The sequence below is a fragment of the Streptomyces toxytricini genome, assembly GCF_014649915.1.
GTDB classification, from domain to species: domain Bacteria; phylum Actinomycetota; class Actinomycetes; order Streptomycetales; family Streptomycetaceae; genus Streptomyces; species Streptomyces toxytricini.
In genome coordinates, this window is record NZ_BMTY01000006.1 from 183436 (window position 1) to 207248 (window position 23813).

A 23813-nucleotide genomic window follows, 5' to 3' on the forward strand; every position below is an offset into this window, starting at 1 on the left:
GCGTTCCGGCCGCCCGCCGCGCCGCTCAGGACGGCAGCGGAACCGGCCACTCGCGGCGCGACAGCGCCACCACCCGCTCTGCGACCGCCAGTACCGCCGCGTCCACGAACCGCCCGTCGGGCAGGACCCCCGCCCCCGGGTTGCGGCGGGCCGCAGCCACGACCTCCTGCGCGGCGCCGACCTCCTCCGGCCCCGGCAAGTAGGCCCGCTCGATCACCGGGAGCTGGCGAGGGTGGATCGCCGCGCGGCCGAGGAAGCCCAGCGTCCGCCCGCGGGCGCAGGAGGCGGCGAGCGCGTCCAGGTCCCGGATGTCGGGGAAGACCGACTGGGCGGGCGGCGCCAGCCCGGCCGCCCGCGCGGCGACCACCACCCGCGACCGCGGCCAGTCCAGGCCCTCCTCGGTCCCGCACCCCAGATCGGCGCGCAGATCGGCCTCGCCCAGGGCGAGCCCGTGCAGGGCGGGGTGCGCGCGGGCGATCTCGTACGCCCGCTCCACGCCCAGCGCCGACTCCAGCAGCGCGTACAGGGCCACCCCGCCCGTCCGCTCGGCGGCCTGTACGACCTGCTCCGGCGCGGTGACCTTCGGCAGCCGCACCCCGGCCAGGCCCCGCAGCCCCGCCAGGGCGGCCAGGTCCGCGCCGGCCCAGGGGGAGTCGAGGGCGTTGACGCGTACGTACACCGGGACCGGCGGCCGCTCGGCGAGCAGCTCCGCGGTGGCCGCGCGGGCGTACTCCTTGCGGGAGGCCGGCACGGCGTCCTCCAGGTCGACGATGACGGCGTCGGCGCCGCAGTGCAGGGCCTTGGCCACCGTGTCCTGGTGGTCGCCGGGTGCGTAGAGCCAGGTCAGGATCACAGGGCCCCCTCCTTCCGGAGCGTGCTGATCCCGGCCCCGACCGGGCCGGATGCGGTGAGGACGGCGCCTGTGTCCGCGCCGTGCGGGCGGCCCGCCCGGCGGACCGCGCCCGGGCTCCCGGCCGGCCGGAACAGCATGTTCCGAATCCGGGCCGGGCCGGGTCCCGGGTCCTCGACCCGGCTGACGGCGTCCGGGGCCGCGCAGGGCGGGTCCGCCGTCGCGTCCCGGACGTGGCACACCGGGGCCGGGGCCGCCACCCGGCCGGCGGGGTGCCGGGTGAAGCGGCCGCGGACCGCCTCGCCCGGCACGTCCGCGGGGGCGGTCCGGCCGGAGCAGGTGGCGCCCCAGGGCTCGGCGGCCGCTTCGGGCCGGGCGGCCGGGCGCAGGACGTGCTCGCGGACCGACTGCGCCGCCGCCGGCACCGCCGGCCGGGGGCCGCCGGCACCGCGGCGGGTGCTGCGGGGGGCGTCGAGCCCGCCGCCCCCGCAGTCGCCCCCGTCCGGCGGCCCGTCCCCGTCCGGCGGGCCGTCCGGGCCCGGGCCACCGGCGTCCGGGCGGGGCGGTTTCACGGCTGCGGCCCGGCGGCGAAGGCCGCGAAGGCGGCGTCGGTGTCGGCGCGGTCCGGCATCGCGTCCTGCGCGCCCGGCCGCTGCACCGACAGCGCGGCGGCCGCCGCCGCCCAGGCCATCGCCTCCCGCATCGGCCGCCCCTCGCCCAGGGCGACGGCCAGCGCCCCGGCGAAGGTGTCGCCGGCGGCCGTGGTGTCCACGGCCCTGACCCGCGGCGCGGGCACCGTGTACGGCTCCTGCCCGCGCGCGGCGTGCAGGGCGCCCGCCGCGCCGAGGGTGACGACCACCTCGGGGAACCGCTCCAGCAGCGCGGCCGCCGCCTGGCGGGGGTCCGTCAGCCCGGTCAGGGCGGCCGCCTCGTGCTCGTTCGGGACCAGCAGGTCGACCGCGTCCGGCAGGTCCGGCGGCAGCGGCTGTACCGGCGCCGGTGTCAGCACCGTCCGCACCCCGTGCGCCCGCGCCGCGCGGGCCGCGGCCGCGACCGCGGACAGCGGCACCTCCAGTTGCAGCAGCAGCGTCCCCGCCGCGGCGATCCGCTCCTCGTCGCCGGACTCCAGCCCCGTGACGAGGCCGTTGGCGCCGGGGACGACGATGATGCTGTTGCCGCCCTCGTCGTCCACGGTGATGTGCGCCGTCCCGCTGGCGCCCTCCACGGTGCGCAGCCCGCAGGTGTCGACACCGGCCGCGGTGAGCGCGGAGCGCAGCCGTACGCCGAACGCGTCCGCGCCGACCGCGCCGATCATCGCCACGCGCGCACCGAGGCGGGCCGCGGCGACGGCCTGGTTGGCGCCCTTGCCGCCGGATACGGTGCGGAACTCCCGGCCGGTGACGGTCTCCCCGAGCCGGGGGGCCTTGGGGACGTAGGCGACGAGGTCCATGTTCGTGCTGCCGAGCACGGTGATGGCCGTCATGGGCGTGCTGCCTCCTGTGCGGTGAGGGCCGTGTCGGGGACGGAGCGGACCCGGTGGCAGCGACCGTACCGGGAGTGCTGCCGGCCCACTGCGTCGCCCGCGGCCGGGCCCGGCGGAGCGCCCCGGAACCCTTCGGGGAGGACCTGCGGCGGGCGTGCAGCAACCGGCTCCATGGCGTGCCTCTCCACGTGAGGGGGTCATCGCGACCCCTAGGGGGATTTGTGCCATGGAATGCGGTTTGTCGGTCGTCGCGAAACGCCCCGCCCGTACCGGCGTCACCCGGTCGCCGACCCCCAAAAGCCCAGGTAAGTACGGCCTTCCTTGCTGGCGCACCGTCGAAATCGTGCGTAGTTTCGAGGCGTTCGGGGGGAGCGGACCGTCTCACGGCCCCCATGGGTACAAAAGGGGAGAAGAGCCGCATGTCCATCATCGACACCGAAGCGCCGCTGCACACCGCGCACCGCGACAACCACACCCACCGGGACGTCAACGGCGGATGGCTGCGCCCCGCGGTCTTCGGCGCGATGGACGGCCTCGTCTCCAACCTCGCCCTGATGACGGGTGTGGCCGGCGGCGCCACCGCCCCCGCCGGCATCGCCATCGCCGGACTGGCCGGGCTCGCCGCCGGCGCGTTCTCCATGGCCGCCGGCGAATACACCTCGGTCGCCTCGCAGCGCGAGCTCGTCCTCGCCGAACTCGACGTCGAGCGGCAGCAGTTGCTGGGGCACCCGATCGACGAGATGGAGGAGCTCGCCGAGCTGTACGTCTCCCGCGGCGTCGAGCCGGCCCTCGCCCGCGAGGTCGCCATGCAGCTCTCCCGCGACCCCGAGCAGGCGCTGGAGATCCACGCCCGCGAGGAGCTCGGCATCGACCCCGACGACCTGCCCTCGCCGCTGGTCGCCGCCGCGTCCTCCTTCGGCTCGTTCGCGCTGGGCGCCCTGCTGCCCGTCCTGCCCTACCTGCTCGGCGCGACGGCCCTGTGGCCCGCCGTGCTGCTCGCCCTGGCCGGGCTCTTCGCCTGCGGCGCGATCGTCTCCAAGGTCACCGCCCGCTCCTGGTGGTACAGCGGCCTGCGGCAGCTGCTCCTGGGTGGCGCGGCCGCCGGTGTGACGTACATCCTGGGAACCTGGATCGGCGGGGCCATAGGCTGAGCGCCCCGTCGATGAGACACTATGCAGCGCACCACATAAGTAGTCCGTTACCCGGCGGTTTCGATTCCGTGTCCGCCGGGCATCACACCGGGGCGCGCCGGGCAACGATGCCCGTTCACGCGTCGGGGCCCCCGCCCCCGCCGGCACCCTCCCACACGCCTCGCACCAGCGCGGGGACACCCGTATCCCGCCCCGTGCAGTGTCCGCATGGTGAAACGCCGTATCCGGTTCGCAAGATTGCGGTCATCATGTAACCTGCACGAAATTTCGCAGAGGGCCAACGTCGTCCCTCGGCCATGCACAATGCCACGACGACGACGGGAGAGCCGATGCGTTCCGCATCCACGCACTCCGCGACCGGCCCCAGCAGCACCGCCTGGTCGCCCATGGACGGTCGCCCCGCCCCCCAGGGCATGTACGACCCGCGCAACGAGAAGGACGCCTGCGGCGTCGGATTCGTGGCGAACCTCACCGGTGAGGCCACCCACGCGCTGGTCGACCAGGCGCTGACCGTACTGCGGAACCTCGAGCACCGCGGCGCCACCGGCTCCGAGCCCGACTCCGGCGACGGCGCCGGCATCCTCAGCCAGGTCCCCGACGCGTTCCTGCGCGAGGCGGCCGGCTTCGAGCTCCCCGAGGCCGGCGCCTACGCCGTCGGCATCGCCTTCCTCCCCGCCGACGGCACCGCACAGGCCGCCGCCGTGGAGCACATCGAGGCCATCGCCGCCGAGGAGGGCCTGACCGTCCTCGGCTGGCGCGAGGTGCCCGTCACCCCCGACCTCCTCGGCAACGGCGCCCGCGCCACCATGCCGGCCTTCTCCCAGCTCTTCGTCGCCGACGGCACCAGCACCGGCATCGCCCTGGACCGCAAGGCCTTCGTGCTGCGCAAGCGCGCCGAGCGCGAGGCCGGCACCTACTTCCCGTCGCTGTCCGCCCGGACCATCGTCTACAAGGGCATGCTCACCACGGGCCAGCTGGAGCCGTTCTTCCCGGACCTCTCCGACCGCCGCTTCGCCTCGGCGCTCGCCCTGGTCCACTCCCGGTTCTCCACCAACACCTTCCCGTCGTGGCCGCTCGCCCACCCGTACCGGTTCGTCGCCCACAACGGCGAGATCAACACCGTCAAGGGCAACCGGAACTGGATGCGGGCCCGCGAGTCCCAGCTCGCCACCGACGCCTTCGGGCAGGGCGCCCTCGACCGGATCTTCCCGATCTGCACCCCGGACGCCTCCGACTCGGCGTCCTTCGACGAGGTCCTGGAACTCCTCCACCTCGGCGGCCGCTCCCTGCCCCACGCGGTCCTGATGATGATCCCGGAGGCGTGGGAGAACCACACCTCCATGGACCCGGCCCGCCGCGCCTTCTACCAGTACCACTCCACGATGATGGAGCCCTGGGACGGCCCGGCCTGCGTCACCTTCACCGACGGCACCCAGGTCGGCGCCGTCCTCGACCGCAACGGCCTGCGCCCCGGCCGCTACTGGGTCACCGACGACGGCCTCGTCGTCCTCTCCTCCGAGGTCGGCGTCCTCGACATCGACCCCGCGAAGGTCGTCCGCAAGGGCCGCCTCCAGCCGGGCCGGATGTTCCTCGTCGACACGGCCCAGAACCGGATCGTCGAGGACGACGAGATCAAGGCCGGCCTGGCCGCCGCCGCCCCCTACGCGGAGTGGCTGGAGTCCGGCGAGATCGAGCTCACCGACCTCCCCGAGCGCGAGCACATCGTCCACACCCACGCCTCGGTCACCCGCCGCCAGCAGACCTTCGGCTACACCGAGGAAGAGCTGCGCGTCATCCTCGCCCCGATGGCCCGCACCGGCGCCGAGCCGATCGGCTCCATGGGCACCGACTCGCCGATCGCCGCGCTCTCCGAGCGGCCCCGGCTGCTCTTCGACTACTTCACCCAGCTGTTCGCGCAGGTCACCAACCCGCCGCTGGACGCCATCCGCGAGGAGCTCGTCACCTCGCTGCTGTCCTCGCTGGGCCCGCAGGGCAACCTGCTGGAGCCGACCGCCGCGTCCTGCCGCAGCGTCACCCTGCCCTTCCCCGTCATCGACAACGACGAGCTGGCCAAGCTCATCCACATCAACGCCGACGGCGACATGCCCGGCATGAAGGCGGCCACCCTCTCCGGCCTCTACCGGGTCTCCGGAGGCGCCGACGCGCTCGCCGCCCGCATCGCCGAGATCCGCGCCGAGGCCGACGCGGCCATCGCGAACGGCGCCCGACTGATCGTCCTGTCGGACCGCCACTCGGACGCCGAGCACGCGCCCATCCCGTCGCTGCTGCTGACCGCCGCCGTCCACCACCACCTGATCGCCACCAAGCAGCGCACCCAGGTCGGCCTGCTCGTCGAGGCCGGCGACGTCCGCGAGGTCCACCACGTCGCCCTGCTCATCGGCTACGGCGCCGCCGCCGTCAACCCGTACCTGGCCATGGAGTCCGTCGAGGACCTGCTGCGCGCCGGCACGTTCATCGAGGGCATCGAGCCCGAGAAGGCCATCAGGAACCTGATCTACGCCCTCGGCAAGGGCGTCCTCAAGGTCATGTCCAAGATGGGCATCTCCACCGTAGCCTCCTACCGCGGCGCCCAGGTATTCGAGGCCGTCGGCCTCGACGAGGAGTTCGTCGCCACGTACTTCCAGGGCACCGCCACCAAGATCGGCGGCGCCGGCCTCGACGTCATCGCCAAGGAGGTCGCCGCCCGCCACGCCAAGGCCTACCCGGCCTCCGGCACCTCGGCCGCGCACCGCGCGCTGGAGATCGGCGGCGAGTACCAGTGGCGCCGCGAGGGCGAGCCGCACCTGTTCGACCCGGAGACCGTCTTCCGGCTCCAGCACGCCACCCGCAACCGCCGGTACGACATCTTCAAGCAGTACACGGACCGGGTGAACGAGCAGTCCGAGCGCCTCATGACGCTCCGCGGCCTCTTCGGCTTCAAGAGCGACCGCCCCTCCGTCCCGCTGGACGAGGTCGAGCCGGTCTCCGAGATCGTCAAGCGGTTCTCCACCGGCGCCATGTCGTACGGCTCCATCTCCAAGGAGGCGCACGAGACCCTCGCCATCGCCATGAACCAGCTGGGCGGCAAGTCCAACACCGGCGAGGGCGGCGAGGACCCGGAGCGCCTGTACGACCCGGCGCGCCGCTCGGCGATCAAGCAGGTCGCCTCCGGCCGCTTCGGCGTCACCTCCGAGTACCTCGTCAACGCCGACGACATCCAGATCAAGATGGCGCAGGGCGCCAAGCCCGGCGAGGGCGGCCAGCTGCCCGGCCACAAGGTGTACCCGTGGGTCGCCAAGACCCGCCACTCCACCCCGGGCGTCGGCCTGATCTCCCCGCCGCCGCACCACGACATCTACTCCATCGAGGACCTCGCCCAGCTCATCCACGACCTCAAGAACGCCAACCCGGCGGCCCGCATCCACGTGAAGCTGGTCTCCGAGGTCGGCGTCGGCACCGTCGCCGCGGGCGTCTCCAAGGCCCACGCGGACGTCGTCCTGATCTCCGGCCACGACGGCGGCACCGGCGCCTCCCCGCTGACCTCCCTCAAGCACGCGGGCGGACCCTGGGAGCTCGGCCTCGCCGAGACCCAGCAGACGCTGCTGCTGAACGGGCTGCGGGACCGGATCGTCGTCCAGACCGACGGCCAGCTCAAGACCGGCCGCGACGTCGTCATCGCCGCCCTGCTCGGCGCCGAGGAGTTCGGCTTCGCGACCGCGCCGCTCGTCGTCTCCGGCTGCGTCATGATGCGCGTCTGCCACCTGGACACCTGCCCCGTCGGCATCGCCACCCAGAACCCGGTGCTGCGCGACCGCTTCTCCGGCAAGGCCGAGTTCGTCGTCAACTTCTTCGAGTTCATCGCCGAAGAGGTCCGCGAGCTCCTCGCCGAGCTGGGCTTCCGCTCGATCGAGGAGGCCGTCGGCCACGCCGAGCTCCTCGACACCGACCAGGCCGTCACCCACTGGAAGGCCCAGGGACTCGACCTCGCGCCGCTCTTCCACGTGCCCGACCTGCCCGAGGGCGCGGTCCGCCACGCCCTGATCGCGCAGGACCACGGCCTGGAGAAGGCCCTCGACAACGAGCTGATCGAGCTCGCCGCCGACGCCCTGAACGCGGCGACGGCCGAGGCGGCCCAGCCGGTCCGCGCCCAGGTCGCCATCCGCAACATCAACCGGACCGTCGGCACGATGCTCGGCCACGAGGTCACGAAGAGGTTCGGCGGTGCGGGCCTGCCCGACGACACCATCGACCTGACCTTCACCGGCTCCGCCGGCCAGTCGTTCGGCGCCTTCCTCCCCAAGGGCGTCACGCTCCGCCTGGAGGGCGACGCCAACGACTACGTCGGCAAGGGCCTCTCCGGCGGCCGCATCGTGGTCCGCCCCGACCGCGGCGCCGACCACCTCGCCGAGTACTCGACCATCGCCGGCAACACCATCGGCTACGGCGCCACCGGCGGCGAGATGTTCCTGCGAGGCCGCACCGGCGAGCGGTTCTGCGTCCGCAACTCCGGCGCCCTCGTCGTCTCCGAGGGCGTGGGCGACCACGGCTGCGAGTACATGACCGGCGGCACGGCCGTCGTCCTCGGCGAGACCGGCCGCAACTTCGCGGCCGGCATGTCCGGCGGCGTCGCCTACGTCGTCGACCTCGACCGGGACAACGTCAACGCCGGCAACCTGGGGGCCGTCGAGACCCTCTCGGACGAGGACCGGCAGTGGCTGCACGATGTGGTGCGCCGCCACCAGGAGGAGACCGGCTCGACGGTCGCCGCGAAGCTCCTCGCCGACTGGTCCGCCGCCGCGGACCGCTTCAGCAAGATCATCCCGACCACGTACAAGGCAGTGCTCGCCGCCAAGGACGCCGCTGAGCGGGCCGGACTCTCCGAGTCCGAGACCACCGAGAAGATGATGGAGGCGGCGACCCATGGCTGACCCGAAGGGCTTCCTCACCACCGAGCGCAAGACCGCCTGCTCCCGTCCCGTCGCCGAACGCGTCAAGGACTGGAACGAGGTCTACGTCCCCGGCTCGCTCCTGCCGATCATCAGCAAGCAGGCCGGCCGCTGCATGGACTGCGGCATCCCGTTCTGCCACAACGGCTGCCCGCTCGGGAACCTGATCCCCGAGTGGAACGACTACGCCTACCGCGAGGACTGGTCGGCGGCGTCCGAGCGGCTGCACGCCACGAACAACTTCCCGGAGTTCACCGGCCGCCTCTGCCCGGCCCCCTGCGAGTCGGCGTGCGTCCTCGGCATCAACCAGCCGGCCGTCACCATCAAGAACGTCGAGGTCTCGATCATCGACAAGGCGTGGGACAACGGCGGCGTCGCCCCGCAGGTCCCCGAGCGCCTCTCCGGCAAGACCGCCGCCGTCATCGGCTCCGGGCCCGCCGGCCTGGCCGCCGCCCAGCAGCTGACCCGGGCCGGCCACACCGTCGTCGTCTACGAGCGCGCCGACCGCATCGGCGGCCTCCTGCGCTACGGCATCCCCGAGTTCAAGATGGAGAAGGTGCACATCAACCGCCGCATCGAGCAGATGCGCGCGGAGGGCACCAAGTTCCGCACCGGCATCGAGGTCGGCCGCGACATCACCGCCGGCGACCTGCGCAAGCGGTTCGACGCCGTCGTCATCGCCGCCGGCGCGACCGTCTCCCGGGACCTGCCCGCCCCCGGCCGTGAACTGGGCGGCATCCACTTCGCGATGGAGTACCTGCCGCTCGCGAACAAGGTGCAGGAGGGCGACTTCGTCGCCCCGCCCATCACCGCCGAGGGCAAGCACGTCGTCGTCATCGGCGGCGGCGACACCGGCGCCGACTGCGTGGGCACGGCCCACCGCCAGGGCGCGCTGTCCGTCACCCAGCTGGAGATCATGCCGCGGCCCGGCGAGGAGCGGAACGCCAACCAGCCGTGGCCGACCTTCCCGATGCTCTACAAGGTCACCTCCGCGCACGAGGAGGGCGGCGAGCGGGTCTACTCCGTCTCCACCACCCGCTTCGAGGGCGACGAGGACGGCAACGTCAAGGCGCTCCACCTCGTCGAGGTCGAGTTCACCGACGGCAAGCTGGTCCAGAAGCCCGGCACCGAGCGCTCCATCCCGGCCCAGCTGGTCACCCTCGCGATGGGCTTCACCGGCACCGACCGGGCCAACGGCCTGGTCGAGCAGTTCGGCCTGGACCTGGACGAGCGCGGCAACATCGCCCGCGACGCCTCCTACGCCACCAACGTCGACGGCGTGTTCGTCGCCGGCGACGCCGGCCGCGGCCAGTCCCTGATCGTGTGGGCCATCGCGGAGGGCCGCTCGGCCGCCCGCGGCGTCGACCGCTACCTGACCGGCAGCAGCACCCTCCCCTACCCGGTCAAGCCGACCGACCGCGCCCTGACGGTCTGACCCCCGCCCGGCCCGGGGCACGCTCCGGGCCGGGAACGCACCACCGCGCGGCACCGCGCACCCACTCCCTGTGCGGAGGACCCCTCATACGGCCCGTACAACGGCGTACGGAAACCCGGCACGGCGCCCGCCATGTCCTCGACCAAGGATGGCGGGCGCCGTGGTGCGCGCGGACCTGCGGCCGCGAAGGGCTGCCGCCACTAGTCAGGTGGCCGTCGGCGAAGACCTTGTGCCGGTCCCTCGTCGCGAATTCGAGTGGACGTGATGTGGACGCGGTGACGGCTGGCACGAACGTTCTCATCGAGGTGCGCGGGCGGGCCGGGTAGCGTGATCGGCGTGCTGCTCCGGTACAGCTTCCGCCTGTACCCGAGCGTCGGCCAATGTGAGTCGTTGGCACGGGCGTTCGGGTGTGCGCGGGTGGTCTACAACGATGCCCTCCGCGCCCGCGAGACTGCCCGCGGCAAAGGCATGCCGTTCCCGAAGACCGGCGAGCTGTCGAAGACGCTCATCACCGAGGCGAAGAAGATTCCGGTGCGGGCCTGGCTCGGCGAGGTCTCGGCGGTGGTCCTCCAGCAATCCCTCCGCGACCTGGACGCCGCGTACAGGAACTTCTTCGACGGGCTGAAGGGCAAGCGCCCTCGTATGGGCGCGCCCCGGTACAAGTCGAAGCGGGACACCCGGCAGGCGGTGCGGTTCACCGCGAACGCCCACTGGAAGATCACGGCCGGTGGAAAGCTGCGCCTGCCGAAGGTCGGCGACGTGAAGGTGAAGTGGTCCCGTGTGCTTCCGTCGACTCCATCGACGGTGACGGTCGTGAAGGACAGCGCGGGCCGGTACTTCGTGAGCTTCGTTGTCGATACCGGCCCGGAGGAAGCACTGCCACAGGTGCCCGGCCAGGTCGGCATCGACCTCGGCTTGGGACACTTCGCGGTCCTCTCCGACGGCACGAAGATCGACAGCCCACGGTTCCTACGGCGGGCCGAGAAGCGGCTGAAGAAGGCGCAGCGGGACCTGTCCCGCAGGGAGAAGGGCAGCGGGAACGGGGACAAGGCCCGGATCAAGGTCGCTCGCGCGCACGCGCGGGTCGCGGACGCTCGCCGCGAGTTCCACCACCGGCTCTCCACGAAGCTGATCCGCGAGAACCAAGCGGTCGCCGTGGAGGACCTGGCGGTGAAAGGACTCGCCCGGACGCGCCTGGCAAAGTCGGTTCACGACGCCGGATGGTCGGCGTTCGTGGGAATGCTGGAGTACAAGGCCGCCCGGTACGGGCGCACCTTCACCCGTATCGGCCGTTTCGAGCCCACCTCGCAGGTGTGCTCGCAGTGCGGTGTCAAGGGCGGCCCCCAGCCCCTGCACGTTCGCGTGTGGACGTGCGGGGCGTGCGGGGCCGTCCTGGACCGGGACATCAACGCGGCGGTCAACATCGCCAAGGCGGCCGGACTGGCCGTGACAGCCTGTCGAGCGCAGGTAAGACGGGCACCCGTGCCCGCACCGCGCGGCGAAGCAGGAACCCACCCGACACCGCAGCCCTCAACGGCACGGTAGGCGGGAATCTCCCCCCTTCAGGGGGAGAGGATGTCAATCCGGCTGCACCACCGTCGCGCCCCAGCGTATGGATGCGGACGAGGCCGTCACCGCGGCCCCGAAGCCGCCGTGCAGGCCGCCCCCCAGCGGGACCGTCACGCGGGCCGGGCTGCCGGCCGGGCAGTCCAGGGTGAACGGGGCCGGGTTCCGGTCGGGGTGCTCGTCGAGCCGGAAGGCCACCTCGATGCTGCCGCCGCCCTCGCAGGCGAACGTGGTGTAGGTGTCCAGCCCGGAATACAGGCCGCCCGAGACGAAGCCGCCGGACCCCCACTGCTCCGGCACCCAGATGAGCCCGTCGGGGCCGGGGTGGCCGATCAGTTCCTCCTGTGCCGAGGCCTGGCCCGACCCGGCGACCAGGGCCAGTGCCCCCGCCATCGCCGCCACCGCAACGGCCTTGCGGCCCCTGAACATGCGCTTCATCGCTCCCCCTCGGATTGGCGGACCGGTCAGGCCCGGCCTCTCCGAGGCTAGACCCCGCCACTGACAGGGGGCCGGGCGTCGGGCCGCCTACGCCGGGTCCTCGCGCGGCGGTTCGTCGTCGTCGCCGCGGCGCAGGGTGTGCAGGCCGCCCTGCGGGGTCCAGGTGCGGATCACCAGCTCGTCGCCGTCCACCCCGACGTGCACCACCTCCGTCAGGTCCGCGTGGAACAGGTCGAAGGGGTGCGGGTTCTCCGTCTCCTCCGCGTACCGGTGCAGTTCCGGCGGGTCCACCAGCTCGATCGCCCGCCCCGAGACCCGCACGTCCCCGTCGGGCATCGAATCGTCCGGGCCGGGGTTGCTGTGCAGCGCGAACCGCGGGTCGCGCCGCAGGTCCCGCGCCTTGCGCGAGCCCTGCATCATGCCGAGCCACAGCTCGCCGCCGCGGATCTCGACGTTCAGGCCGGCCAGCCGCGGGGAGCCGTCGCTGCGGAGGGTGGCCAGGACGTGGTGGGGGTACTGGGCGAAGCGGGCCCGGACGGTCGCCGCGAACTCCGGCTCCCGAGCCTCGAACGCCGCCCAATTGTTCGTGGTCATACTCCCATCAAACCGCCCGCCCCCGCCCGCCCGGCGTCAGGCGCGCACGATGCCCGCCGCGCGCGCCGCCGCCAGCCAGGACGGGAACTCCCCGAGCAGCCGGTCGTACAGCACCCGGTCCGGGACGGCCCGCGGGTCCGTTCCGGCGTGGAAGTAGCCGGCGTTGTCGACGACCCGCCTGGACGGCACGGGCAGGTCGTCCAGGCGGCGCAGGAAGTCGAACTGGCTGCTGCGGGTGTCGCCGAAGCCGATGAACTGCCAGAACAGCGGCAGCTTCGCCGCCTTGCACAGGTACGCCTCCGCGGCCCGCTTGTCGATCGGCCCGCCGTCCGTCTGGAAGACGACGAGCGCCGGCCGGCGCGTGCCCGCGTCCAGGTAGTGGTCGATGACCGCGTCCATCGCCGCGTGGTAGGAGGTCTTGCCCATGTGGCCGAGGCGGGAGGCGATCTCGGCGACGCGCCCGGCGTGCCCGGCGAGCGGTATCTCCTCGACGGCGTCGACGTCGGTCGAGAAGAACACCACCGGGACCCGGCCGTCGTCGTCCAGGTGCGCCGACAGGCCCAGCACCCGGTCCGCGAGCGCCTGCACCGTGCCGTCCTTGTAGTACGGGCGCATCGACCCCGAGTAGTCGAGGACCAGGTAGACCGCGGCGCGCCCGCCCTCCAGCCCGTGCCCGCGGAGCGACGCCCCGGCGCTCTTGTACAGGTTCACCAGCGCCGGAGCGGTCCGTTCCATCTTGCGGAGGTCGATCGCACTGCCCGTCATGCGGCGAGCGTACGCGGCCCGGCGCCGCCCGTCCGGAGTACCCCCGGGTAGGCAGGGGCGGCCGCTTCAGGGCGCGGCCGTGCCGCGCCGGGCGTGCGGCCAGGACCGCGCCACCACCGCCCGGCACTGCGCCGGCGTGCCCCAGGCGTCCCGCAGCGGGCGGGCCTTGCGCAGCCACAGCGACAGGTCCGACTCCTCGGTGTAGCCGATCGCCCCGTGGACCTGCAGCGCCGTCAGGGCCGCCCCGTACGCGGCCCCGCCCGCCGCGAGCTTCGCGGCCGCGACCTCCGCCGCGTCCAGCGACAGCGCCGCCGCCCACACCAGCGGCCGCGCGAACTCCAGTGCCAGCAGCGTGTCCGCCAGCCGGTGCTTCACCGCCTGGAAGGCGCCGATCGGCATCCCGAACTGGGTGCGCTGCCGCGCGTACCGCGCCGTCCGCTCCAGCAGCGCCTCCCCGACGCCGAGGCACTGGGCCGCCGTCAGCAGCCGCGCCCAGTCGCCCGCGGTGCGGGCCGCCGCGAGCACGGCGGGCCCGGCCGCCGGCACCTCGCCGCCGCCCGGCGCCAGACGGGCCGGCCGGCGCGCCGGGTCCGCCGACCGCAGCACGGCCGCGACGCCGACCGGGCGCGGGCCCCCGTACGCGCGCAGCCGGCCCGCGGCGTCCACCGTGAAGCAGTGCTCCGCCGCGTCCGCGTCCAGGGCGTACGGGCCGCCGCCCGGCAGCAGCAGGGAGGCCGCCTCCCCGCCCGCCACCAGCCGCGGCACGAACCGGGCCGCCGCCTCCGCGCCGGGGCCGCCCTCCAGCCGCGACAGCAGCACCGCCGCCGCCGCGGTCTCCACCACCGGCCCCGGCATCCCCGCCCGCCCCACCTCCACCATGGCGGCCGCCAGTTCCACCGGCAGCGGCCCCGCCCCGCCGTACGCCTCCGGCGCGGCCGGCGCGAACAGGCCCGCCGCGGCCAGCCGCTTCCACACCGCCCGCCCGGGCGCGAAGTCCCCCGCCGCCCAGGCCCGGACCGCCGCCGGCACGTCCGCGGCCGCCAGCAGGGCGCGTACCGCCCGGGCGAAGTCCGTCTGCTCCTCGGTCGGCAGGAAGCGCATCAGCGGCGGCCCTTCGGCAGGCCGAGCAGCCGCTCGGCGATGATGTCGCGCTGGATCTCGTTCGTCCCCGCGTAGATCGGGCCGGCCAGCGAGAACAGCCAGCCCTGCGCCCACTCCCCGTCGACCAGCTCCGCCTCCGCGCCGCCCAGCAGGTCCAGCGCCGTCTCGTGCAGGGCGAGGTCGTACTGCGACCAGAACACCTTGTTCAGGCTGGACTCGGCGCCCGTCCGCCCGCCCTCGGCGATCCGGGCCGCCGCCGCCCACGTGAACAGCTCGTAGGCGCGCGCCCCGACCAGCGCGTCCGCGACCCGGTCGCGCAGCGCGGTGTCCGCCGGGTCGCCCGCCGACCGCCACAGCGCGTACAGCCGGTCCGCCGCGGCGAGGAACCGGCCCGGCGGGCGGAGGGTGAGGCCGCGCTCGCTGCCCGTCGCGGACATGGCGATCCGCCATCCCTGCCCGGGCTCGCCGATGACGTCCCGGTCCGGTACGAACACCCCGTCCAGGAAGAGCTCCGCGAAGGCCGGCTTGCCGTCGAGCCGGCCGATCGGCCGCACGTCCACGCCCGGTGCCCGCAGGTCGAACACCAGGTACGTCAGCCCCTGGTGCGGCCGGTCCGCCGCCGGCCCGGTGCGGAACAGCCCGAAGGCCCGGTCGGCGAACGCCGCCCGCGAGGACCACGTCTTCTGCCCGTACAGCAGCCAGCCGTCCGCGGTGCGCTCGGCCCGCGCCCGCAGCGAGGCGAGGTCCGAGCCGGCCTCCGGCTCCGACCAGGCCTGCGCCCACACCTGCTCCCCGCGCGCCATCGGCGGCAGCAGCCGCTCCCGCTGCTCCGGCGTGCCGTGGTCGAACAGGGTGGGGGCCAGCAGGCCGATGCCGTTCTGGGAGACCCGGGCCGGGGCGCCGGCCGCCCAGTACTCCTCCTCGAAGACCAGCCACCGCTCCAGGTCCGCGCCCCGGCCGCCGTACTCCCGCGGCCAGGACACCGCCGACCAGCCGCCGGCGTACAGGAGGGCCTCCCACTCCCGGTGCGCGGCGAAGCCCTCCGCGGTCTCCAGGGAGGGCAGCGGGGCCGCCGGGACGTTCCGCGCGAGCCAGTCCCGGGCCTCGGCCCGGAAGGCCTCCACCTCGGGCGGATGGGTCAGGTCCATCGGCTGCCGGCTCCTTCCGGGGGCGGGCGCCCCCGTGGGGCGCACCATGCTTCCCTAACAAGTGTTTGGTAGGTTAACGTACGGCCCCGACCGGAGTCGAGGAGGTACGTCGCCGTGCACGCCCCCGAACCAGTCCCCCCGGCCGCCGCCACCGCCGCGGACGCCCCCGAGCCCGTCCCCGGGCACGGCCTCCTCGCCGGCCGCACCGCCGTCGTCACCGCCGCCGCCGGCACCGGCATCGGCGGCGCCACCGCCCGCCGCTTCCTCGAGGAAGGCGCCCGCGTCGTCCTCGGCGACGCCCACGCCCGCCGCCTGAAGGAGACCGAGGAGGCCCTCGCCGCCGAGTTCGGCGCCGACCGTGTCACCTCCCTGACCTGCGACGTCACCGACGAAGCCCAGGTCCGGGCCCTTTTCGCCCACGCCGAGGCCGCGCACGGCCGCCTCGACGCCGTCGTCAACAACGCAGGCCTCGGCGGCACCGCCGCCCTCGCCGACATGACCGACGACCAGTGGCACCGCGTCCTCGACGTCACCCTGGGCGGCACGTTCCGCTGCACCCGCGCCGCCCTCCGCTCCTTCCGTGCGGCCGCCGACGACCCGGCCCGCCGCGGCGGCGTCATCGTCAACAACGCCTCCGTCCTCGGCTGGCGCGCCCAGCCCGGCCAGGCCCACTACGCCGCCGCCAAGGCCGGCGTCATGGCCCTGACCCGCTGCGCCGCCCTGGAAGCCGCCGCGTTCGGCGTCCGCGTCAACGCCGTCGCCCCCAGCCTCGCCGCCCACCCCCACCTGGCGAAGACCACCACCCCCGAGCTGCTGGACGCGCTGGCCGCCCGCGAGGCCTTCGGCCGCGCCGCCCGGCCCTGGGAGGTCGCCAACGTCATCGTCTTCCTGGCCAGCGGCTACTCGTCGTACATGACCGGCGAGACCGTCTCCGTCAGCAGCCGGCACCCCTGACGGGTCCTCCCCGGATCGGACGGACAATGGGCGCGTGCCACAGAACAAGCCGCCGAAGAAGCCCGCCGGGACGGCCTCGCCCGACCGCCGCCGCGAACTCCTCGACACCGCCGCCCGGGTCTTCGCGGCCCAGGGCTACAACGCCACCACCGTCCGCCGGATCGCCGACGCCGCAGGCATGCTCGCCGGCAGCCTCTACTACCACTTCGATTCCAAGGAATCGATGCTCGACGAGATCCTCTCGGCCTTCCTCGGCGAACTGTGGGAGGGCTACGACGCCGTCCTCGCGGCCGGCCTCGGCCCCCGCGAGACCATCGAGGCCCTCGTCACCGAGTCCTTCCGGGAGATCGACCGGCACCGCGACGCCGTCGCCATCTACCAGAAGGAATCCCGCCACCTCGCCCTGCAGCCCCGCTTCCGCTACCTCGCCGACTCCCAGCAGAAGTTCGAGAAGGCCTGGCTCGGCACCCTCGAACGCGGCGTCGCCGACCGGGTCTTCCGCGCCGACCTCGACATCCGCCTCACCTACCGCTTCGTCCGCGACACCGTGTGGGTGGCCGCGTCCTGGTACCGGCCCCAGGGACGGCACAGCCCCGAGGAGATCGCCCGCCAGTACCTCTCGATGGTCCTGGACGGGATCGCCGTACGCGACTGACCCCAGCGCGCCCCGACCAGAGGAGCCCCCGATGCCCGAGGCCTACATCGTCGACGCGGTCCGCACCCCCGTCGGGCGGCGCGGGGGAGGGCTCGCCGCCGTCCACCCCGCCGACCTCGGCGCCCACGTCCTGGCCGCCCTCGTCGGCCGCACCGGCATCGACCCGGCCGCCGTCGACGACGTCGTCTTCGGCTGCCTCGACACCGTCGGCCCGCAGGCCGGGGACATCGCCCGCACCGCCTGGCTCGCGGCCGGCCTGCCCCAGGAGGTGCCCGGCGTGACCGTGGACCGGCAGTGCGGCTCCTCCCAGCAGGCCGTCCACTTCGCCGCCCAGGCCGTCATGTCCGGCACCCAGGACCTCGTCGCCGCCGGCGGCACCCAGAACATGTCGATGATCCCCATCGCCTACGCCTCCCGGCAGGCCGCCGAACCCCTCGGGCTCACCGACGGCCCCTACGCCGGCAGCACCGGCTGGCGCGCCCGGTACGGGGACGCACCCGTCAACCAGTTCCACGGCGCCGAACTGATCGCCCGCCAGTGGGGCATCAGCCGCACCGACATGGAGGAGTACGCGCTGCGCTCCCACCGGCGGGCCGTCCGCGCCCTCGACGAGGGCCGCTTCGACCGCGAGACCGCCCCCTGCGCCGGCGTCACCGCCGACGAGGGCCCCCGCCGCGACACCACCCCCGAGAAGATGGCCGCCCTGAAACCCGTCCTCGCCGGCGGCACGATCACCGCCGCCGCCTCCTCCCAGGTCTCCGACGGCGCGGCCGCCCTGCTGATCGCCTCCGAGCGGGCCCTCGCCGACCACGGGCTGACGCCCCGCGCCCGCATCCACCACCTCTCCGCCCGCGGCGAGGACCCCATCCGCATGCTCACCGCACCCATCCCCGCCACCGCCCACGCCCTGAAGAAGACCGGCATGACCCTCGACGACATCGACCTCGTCGAGATCAACGAGGCCTTCGCCCCCGTCGTCCTCGCCTGGCTGAAGGAGACCGGCGCCGACCCCGACCGGGTCAACCCCAACGGCGGCGCGATCGCCCTGGGCCACCCCCTCGGCGCGACCGGCGCCCGCCTCATGACCACCCTCCTCCACGAGCTGGAGCGCACCGGCGGCCGCTACGGCCTCCAGACCATGTGCGAAGGCGGCGGACAGGCCAACGTGACCATCCTCGAACGCCTCTGAACCGCCCACGGACACCCCGGCGCACGTCCCGGCGGACACCCGCGGGGCGCGGCCCGCCCGCACCCCGCCCCGGCCCGTCCGCCCTGCGCGGAAGGCGTCCGTGTGGTACTTTCATCCTTGCAGTTGTGGTACCCAGGAACTTTATGTGCGCCTGACGGGACATCGTCCGCAGGCGCTTTTTAATGTTTTGCACCGGATCCACCGGGTGGGGCCCTCACCGCCTCTTCAGGAGGGCCGTCCCGCATGACCAGCTCCAGCAGCACCGCCCGCCCCGCCCGCCGGCCCGCCCGCGGCCGGGGACCCGCCCAGGGACGGCAGAAGCCCGGCACCGGCCGGCAGAACGCCGCCCCGGCCCCGCGGCCGCAGGAGTTCACCATGCCCGACCCGGTGGTCCCGCCGCTCCCGCCGGCCGCCGCGTTCGAGGACATGGACCTCCCCGAGGCCCTCCTGAAGACCCTCGCCGCCCAGGGCGTCACCGAGCCGTTCCCCATCCAGGCCGCCACCCTGCCGAACTCCCTCGCGGGCCGCGACCTCCTCGGCCGCGGCCGCACCGGCTCCGGCAAGACCCTCGCCTTCGGCCTGGCCCTCCTCGCCCGCACCGCCGGCCGCCGCGCCCAGCCCAAGGCCCCGCTCGCCCTGGTCCTCGTACCGACCCGCGAACTGGCCCAGCAGGTCACCGACGCCCTCGCCCCCTACGCCACCGCGCTGAACCTGCGCACCGCGACCGTCGTCGGCGGCATGTCGATCAACCGGCAGGCCGGTGCACTGCGCCGCGGCGCCGAGGTGCTCGTCGCCACCCCCGGCCGCCTGAAGGACCTCATCGACCGCGGCGACGCCGTCCTCGACCAGGTCGCCATCACCGTCCTCGACGAGGCCGACCAGATGACCGACATGGGCTTCATGCCCCAGGTCACCGCCCTCCTGGACCAGGTCGAGCCCGGCGGCCAGCGCCTGCTGTTCTCCGCGACGCTCGACAAGAACATCGACAAGCTCGTCCGAAGGTTCCTCACCGACCCGGTCGGCCACTCCGTCGACCCGTCGGCCGGTGCGGTCACCACCATGGAGCACCACGTCCTGTACGTGATGGACGAGACCGACAAGAAGGCCGTCGCCACCCGCATCGCCGCCCGCGACGGCCGCGTCATCATGTTCGTCGACACCAAGCGCGGCGTCGACCGCATGGTCAAGCGCCTCCTCGCCCAGGGCGTGCGCGCCTCCGGCCTGCACGGCGGCCGCTCCCAGCCGCAGCGCAACCGCACCCTGGACTGGTTCAAGACCGGCGAGGTCACCGCGCTGATCGCGACGAACGTCGCCGCCCGCGGCATCCACATCGACGACCTCGACCTCGTCGTCAACGTCGACCCGCCCACCGACCACAAGGACTACCTGCACCGCGGCGGCCGCACCGCCCGCGCCGGCGAGTCCGGCAGCGTCGTCACCCTCGTCCTGCCCGAGCAGAAGCGCGACATGTCCCGCCTCATGTCCGACGCCGGGATCTCCCCGCGCACCGCGCAGGTCAAGTCCTCCGACGACGAGCTGTCCCGGCTCACCGGCGCCCGCGAGCCCTCCGGCGTGCCCGTCGTCATCGAGGTGCCCCAGCCGGCGGCCCCGCCGAAGCAGCGAACCGGCCAGGGCGGCGGCGGACGGCGCCGCTCCGGCCGCGGCCAGGGCGGCGGCGGCCAGAACGGCGGCCAGGGCGGCGGGCGCGGCGGCGCCGGACGCACCGAGGCCGGCGCGGGGGCCGCGCAGGCCTCCGGCGACGGGCGGCAGCGCCGCACCCGCGGTACGGCCCAGGGCGGCGCCCCGGCCGCGGCCCGCACCGGCGGCTCCCGCTCCGGTTCCTCCGGCGGCCGTCGGCGCTCCGGCGGCGACCGCCAGCCGGCCGCCCGCGGCGGAGCCTGAGCAGCAGGAGGCCGGCGCCGGGGCCGAGCCCCGGCCCGCCGAGCGGCACCGGGGACCGAGCCGCATCAGAGGGGGACAGTACGCCCGCGCACCCGGGCGGAGCCGCCCCCCCTGGCAAACGCCGCGGCCGGGCGGCACCCGGGTCCGGCGGTGCCGCTGTCCGGCGCTCCGCCGGGAATCAGCCCGCAGGGCCGCCGGCGGCGTCCAGCGCCTCCAGCCGGGCCAGTACCGCCCGCGCCTCGGCCATGACCCGCTCCACCAGCTCCGCGCACGACGGAAGGTCGCCGATCACCCCGGCGACCTGCCCCGAGGCCATGACCCCGGCGTCCGTGCGGCCCTCGACCATCGACGCCCGCAGCAGCATCGGCGTGTTCGCGGCCAGCAGCACCTGGCTCCACGACAGCTCCCGCCCGTGCCGCATCGCCAGCCCGTCCCGGACCATCCGCGGCCACGAGAGCCCCGACAGCCTGCGGAAACCCGCCGCGTGCCGGACCGCCCGCAGCAGCGCCCCCGCCCGCCCCGACCGCTCCAGCGCGGCCACCAGGTCGGTGCGCAGCATCCGGTGCGGCATCCCGTCCACGGCCCGGGTCACCGTCACGTCCCCGACACCGGCCGCCAGGTAGCGGGCCTTCACCGGATCCGGCACCGTCGAGTCGGAGGTGAGCAGGAACCGCGTCCCCATCGCCATCCCGGCCGCCCCGTACGACAGCGCGGCGACCAGCCCGCGCCCGTCGTGGAAGCCGCCCGCCGCGACCACCGGCACGTCCACCGCGTCCACCACCTGCGGCAGCAGCACCGTCGTCGCCACCTCCCCGGTGTGCCCGCCGCCTTCGCCGCCCTGCACGAGGACCGCGTCCGCCCCCCACGCCGCGACCTTCTCCGCATGCCGGCGCGCCCCGACCGACGGGATCACGACCAGGCCCGCGTCCTTCAGCCGGGCGACCAGTTCCCGCGAGGGGGCCAGGGCGAACGACGCGACCCGCACCCCCTCCTCGACGAGGATCCGGACCCGCTCGGCGGCGTCCCCGGCGTCCGCCCGCAGGTTCACCCCGAACGGGGCGTCCGTACGCGACCGCACCTCCCGCACCGCCGCCCGCAGCCCGTCCGCCGTCATCGTCGCCGACGCGAGGATGCCCAGTGCGCCCGCGTTCGCCGCGGCCGACACCAGCCGCGGCCCCGCCACCCACCCCATGCCCGTCTGCACGATCGGGTACCGCACCCCGACCAGCCGGGTCAGCGCCGTCTCCACCGCCTCAGCCCCGCACTTCCCGCTCGCGCAGCCCCGCAGGGTCGAGCACCTCGCGGAGCAGCCGCAGCTCCTCGGCGGTCGGATCCCGCGTGTACGGGACCTCCTCCGGCACGGCGAGCGCGAACCCGGTGGCCTCCCGCACCTCCTCCACCCCGACGCCCGGGTGCAGGGAGGCGAGCCGCATCGACCGGTCGGGCGTCGCGAAGTCGAACACGCCGAGGTCGCTGACCACCCGCCCCAGCCGGTGGAAGCGGCCCGCCCCGCCGGACGCCGCCCGGTCGTGGCCGACCCCGCACACCATGTCGACCCGCTCGACGAACACCCGCCGCGAATGCCGCGGCACCCAGTAGCCCACCGGGTTGTTGACCGTGTTCGCGGGGGCGCCCCGCACCCCGAGGAGCTGCCGGTCCGGCCGCTCCCAGTCGCCGATGCAGGAGATGTTCTGGTTGCCGTACCGGTCGATCTGGCTCGCGCCCATCATCACGTGCCGCCGCCCGCCCGCGACCAGGTCCAGGTGCCGCCGGTAGGGCAGCCAGCCCTCCACCTCGCCGTCCGGCCCCACCAGCAGCGCCTCGCCGTCGGTCAGCAGCAGGTCGGGGGAGAACGTCAGCCGGGCCAGCCGCGCCCCCAGCGAGGGGACCAGCCCCATCGGGCTCGCCAGGACCTCCCCGGCGCCCCGCCACTCCTCGGCACACGCCACCACGCAGTACTCCGCCCGGCTCACCGCACCGCCCGGGCCCGCCGTCCTGCCGGCCGCTGCCGCCCGTGCGTTCACGTCCACTGCTGCCGCTCCCCGTGCCAGGCGCGGACGGCGCCGCGGTAGTCGTCCTCGCCGCGGCCCGCCAGGAAACGCGCGGCGAACTCGGGCCAGGGGGTGGTCGCGTACAGCTTCTGGAAGGCCTCGTCCCGTCCGTGGTCGGGGGCGCAGGAGGTGAAGTGGGCGCCGCCCGGCGCCTCCACGACACCGGTGACGGTGTGCCGGCCGATCAGCAGGGACTGCGGCGGCCCGGCCTCGGCGAGGTCCGCGGTCTCCACGAGCTGCTCGCAGGAGAGGTAGGCGGCGTCGGCTGCCTCGCAGAACAGGTCGTCGAAGTACGGGTCCGGGCCCAGGTACCGGCCGTTTCCGAGCCGGTCGGCGCGGTTGACGTGGACCAGGGCCGCGTCCAGCCGCAGTGCGGGCACCGCGACGAGCTCCTCCCCGTCCCCGTACGGCGAGAGGACCGTGCGCAGTTCGGGGTTGACGCGCAGGACGTCCGAGCCGAGTCCGGCGCGCACCGGCAGGAACGGCAGCCGGTTCGCGGCGGCCCGCAGCCCCCACAGGAACATCGCCTCGTCGTACTCGGTGAAGGCGAACGCGCCGCTCTCGCGGGCGGCCCGGAAGTGCGGCTCCAGCGGGATCGAGTCGAGCGTCGCGAAGGGCGCCACGAGGCGGCGGATCCGGCCGGCCGCGGCGAGCATGCCGACGTCCGGGCCGCCGTACGAGACCACGGTCAGGTCCGTGACCTGCGAGCGCAGCAGCGCCCGTACCAGCGCCATCGGCTTGCGCCGCGAACCCCAGCCGCCGATGCCGACGGTCATGCCGCTGCGCAGCCGTCCCACGGCCTCGTCGGCCGTCATCGTCTTGTCGGTCACGGCGCCCCCGCCTTCCCGAAGGTGTCGCGGACCCGGTCGGCGATCCCGCCGAGGGCCGCCTCGAAGGTGAAGCCCTGCTCGAAGCGGTAGCTGCGGCGCACGTCGACCGGGTCGATGCCGTTGATGGCCGCCTTCGCCATGCGGATCAGGGTGCCGTCCTTGCGGGCGATCTCCGCGGCCAGCGCCAGCGCCGCCGCGCGCAGCCCGGCCCTCGGGACCACCTGCCAGACGGAGCCGTGGGCGTGCAGCTCCGCGGCGGTCACGGTCCGCGAGGTGTAGTACAGCGTCCGCATCAGGTGCTGCGGGACGAGCCGGGCCAGGTGCGTGGCGGCGCCGAGGGCGCCCCGGTCCAGCTCGGGCAGGCCGAACGCGGCGTCGTCGGAGGCGACGACCGCGTCCGCGTTGCCGACGAGGCCGATGCCGCCGCCCAGGCAGAAGCCGTGCACGGCCGCCACCACCGGGACCTCGCACTCGTACACCGCGGCGAAGGCCTCCCGGCAGCCGCGGTTGGCGCCGATCAGGCGGGCGTGCCCGGTGTCGGACTGCAACTCCTTGATGTCGACGCCCGCGTTGAAGCCGCGGCCCTCGGCGGCGAGGACGACGCACCGGACGTCCTGGTCGCGGCCTGCGGCGCGGAGGGCGTCCGCGAGGTCGAACCAGCCCCGTACGGGCAGGGCGTTGACGGGTGGGAAGTCGACGGTGACGAGTGCGAGGCCCTTGCCGGGGCTTGAGGTGGAGACACCCATGGGCGCATC

Annotated in this window: 20 protein-coding genes; 8 read left to right on the forward strand and 12 right to left on the reverse strand. The window is 74.5% G+C overall.

All coding sequences use genetic code 11. From position 1 onward, the window contains the following. Window positions 1-25: 25 nt before the first annotated feature. Genes IE170_RS09810 through rbsK form a run of 3 tightly spaced genes read right to left on the reverse strand, consistent with a single transcriptional unit; the run spans window position 26 to window position 2333 of the window. Window positions 26-853, reverse strand: coding sequence for an HpcH/HpaI aldolase/citrate lyase family protein (locus IE170_RS09810; RefSeq protein WP_189808917.1), 828 nt, complete (start codon window positions 851-853; stop codon window positions 26-28). Continuing rightward, window positions 850-1422 carry a CoA-transferase family III protein gene (locus IE170_RS09815; RefSeq protein ID WP_189808918.1) on the reverse strand — a complete coding sequence of 191 codons (573 nt, stop codon included), beginning with the start codon at window positions 1420-1422 and terminating at the stop codon, window positions 850-852. The genes IE170_RS09810 and IE170_RS09815 overlap by 4 nt, the downstream gene beginning before the upstream one ends. Next, window positions 1419-2333, reverse strand: coding sequence for a ribokinase (gene rbsK, locus IE170_RS09820; protein ID WP_189808919.1), 915 nt, complete (start codon window positions 2331-2333; stop codon window positions 1419-1421). The genes IE170_RS09815 and rbsK overlap by 4 nt, the downstream gene beginning before the upstream one ends. 419 nt (window positions 2334-2752) lie before the next feature. On the opposite strand from rbsK, the gene IE170_RS09825 reads away from it, so the two are divergent. The 4 genes from IE170_RS09825 to IE170_RS09840 all read left to right on the forward strand — a co-directional run bounded on the left by IE170_RS09825 (window position 2753) and on the right by IE170_RS09840 (window position 11410). Next, entirely contained in the window at window positions 2753-3484 is a 732-nt protein-coding gene (locus IE170_RS09825) for a VIT1/CCC1 transporter family protein (protein ID WP_189808920.1), read from the forward strand. Window positions 3485-3870: 386 nt separating this feature from the next. Continuing rightward, the gene (gene gltB, locus IE170_RS09830) at window positions 3871-8412 is read left to right on the forward strand and encodes a glutamate synthase large subunit (protein ID WP_189809024.1); all 4542 of its coding nucleotides are present in this window, start codon (window positions 3871-3873) and stop codon (window positions 8410-8412) included. Then, on the forward strand, window positions 8405-9865 hold the full coding sequence (locus IE170_RS09835) for a glutamate synthase subunit beta (RefSeq protein WP_189808921.1): 1461 nt from the start codon (window positions 8405-8407) through the stop codon (window positions 9863-9865). The genes gltB and IE170_RS09835 overlap by 8 nt, the downstream gene beginning before the upstream one ends. Window positions 9866-10201: 336 nt before the next feature. Then, window positions 10202-11410, forward strand: a complete 1209-nt coding sequence (locus IE170_RS09840) for an RNA-guided endonuclease InsQ/TnpB family protein (RefSeq protein ID WP_189808922.1) — start codon at window positions 10202-10204, stop codon at window positions 11408-11410. Between the two features lie 33 nt (window positions 11411-11443). Here the strand turns inward: IE170_RS09840 and IE170_RS09845 are convergent, their stop codons facing one another. The 5 genes from IE170_RS09845 to IE170_RS09865 all read right to left on the reverse strand — a co-directional run bounded on the left by IE170_RS09845 (window position 11444) and on the right by IE170_RS09865 (window position 15477). After that, entirely contained in the window at window positions 11444-11869 is a 426-nt protein-coding gene (locus tag IE170_RS09845; RefSeq protein ID WP_189808923.1) for a hypothetical protein, read from the reverse strand. 87 nt (window positions 11870-11956) lie between these two features. After that, window positions 11957-12463 (reverse strand): pyridoxamine 5'-phosphate oxidase family protein, encoded by a 507-nt coding sequence (locus IE170_RS09850; RefSeq protein WP_189808924.1) that lies wholly within the window; start codon window positions 12461-12463, stop codon window positions 11957-11959. Between the two features lie 36 nt (window positions 12464-12499). Further along, on the reverse strand, window positions 12500-13228 hold the full coding sequence (locus IE170_RS09855; RefSeq protein ID WP_189808925.1) for a VWA domain-containing protein: 729 nt from the start codon (window positions 13226-13228) through the stop codon (window positions 12500-12502). 66 nt (window positions 13229-13294) lie between these two features. Next, window positions 13295-14329, reverse strand: a complete 1035-nt coding sequence (locus IE170_RS09860) for an acyl-CoA dehydrogenase family protein (RefSeq protein ID WP_189808926.1) — start codon at window positions 14327-14329, stop codon at window positions 13295-13297. Continuing rightward, window positions 14329-15477, reverse strand: a complete 1149-nt coding sequence (locus tag IE170_RS09865; RefSeq protein ID WP_189808927.1) for an acyl-CoA dehydrogenase family protein — start codon at window positions 15475-15477, stop codon at window positions 14329-14331. Before IE170_RS09865 ends, IE170_RS09860 begins: the two co-directional genes overlap by 1 nt. 114 nt (window positions 15478-15591) lie before the next feature. On the opposite strand from IE170_RS09865, the gene IE170_RS09870 reads away from it, so the two are divergent. The 4 genes from IE170_RS09870 (at window position 15592) to IE170_RS09885 (ending at window position 20177) form a co-directional block, all read left to right on the forward strand. After that, complete coding sequence (locus tag IE170_RS09870) at window positions 15592-16431, forward strand: SDR family oxidoreductase (RefSeq protein ID WP_189808928.1); 840 nt, start codon at window positions 15592-15594, stop codon at window positions 16429-16431. 34 nt (window positions 16432-16465) lie between these two features. Next, a complete protein-coding gene (locus IE170_RS09875; protein WP_189808929.1) occupies window positions 16466-17086 on the forward strand; it encodes a TetR/AcrR family transcriptional regulator in 621 nt (206 codons plus the stop codon). Between the two features lie 31 nt (window positions 17087-17117). After that, window positions 17118-18275, forward strand: a complete 1158-nt coding sequence (locus tag IE170_RS09880; RefSeq protein WP_189808930.1) for an acetyl-CoA C-acetyltransferase — start codon at window positions 17118-17120, stop codon at window positions 18273-18275. 243 nt (window positions 18276-18518) lie between these two features. Continuing rightward, a complete protein-coding gene (locus IE170_RS09885) occupies window positions 18519-20177 on the forward strand; it encodes a DEAD/DEAH box helicase (RefSeq protein WP_189808931.1) in 1659 nt (552 codons plus the stop codon). Window positions 20178-20355: 178 nt separating this feature from the next. Here IE170_RS09885 and IE170_RS09890 read toward each other — a convergent pair whose 3' ends face one another. The 4 genes from IE170_RS09890 to IE170_RS09905 are packed head-to-tail and all read right to left on the reverse strand — an operon-like array spanning window position 20356 to window position 23804. Then, the gene (locus tag IE170_RS09890; RefSeq protein WP_189808932.1) at window positions 20356-21426 is read right to left on the reverse strand and encodes an NAD(P)H-dependent flavin oxidoreductase; all 1071 of its coding nucleotides are present in this window, start codon (window positions 21424-21426) and stop codon (window positions 20356-20358) included. 4 nt (window positions 21427-21430) lie between these two features. Then, window positions 21431-22207 carry a CoA-transferase subunit beta gene (locus IE170_RS09895; RefSeq protein ID WP_229884667.1) on the reverse strand — a complete coding sequence of 259 codons (777 nt, stop codon included), beginning with the start codon at window positions 22205-22207 and terminating at the stop codon, window positions 21431-21433. Further along, complete coding sequence (locus IE170_RS09900; RefSeq protein ID WP_189808933.1) at window positions 22198-23058, reverse strand: CoA transferase subunit A; 861 nt, start codon at window positions 23056-23058, stop codon at window positions 22198-22200. Before IE170_RS09900 ends, IE170_RS09895 begins: the two co-directional genes overlap by 10 nt. Beyond that, window positions 23055-23804, reverse strand: a complete 750-nt coding sequence (locus IE170_RS09905; RefSeq protein WP_189808934.1) for an enoyl-CoA hydratase family protein — start codon at window positions 23802-23804, stop codon at window positions 23055-23057. The genes IE170_RS09900 and IE170_RS09905 overlap by 4 nt, the downstream gene beginning before the upstream one ends. Window positions 23805-23813 lie beyond the last annotated feature (9 nt).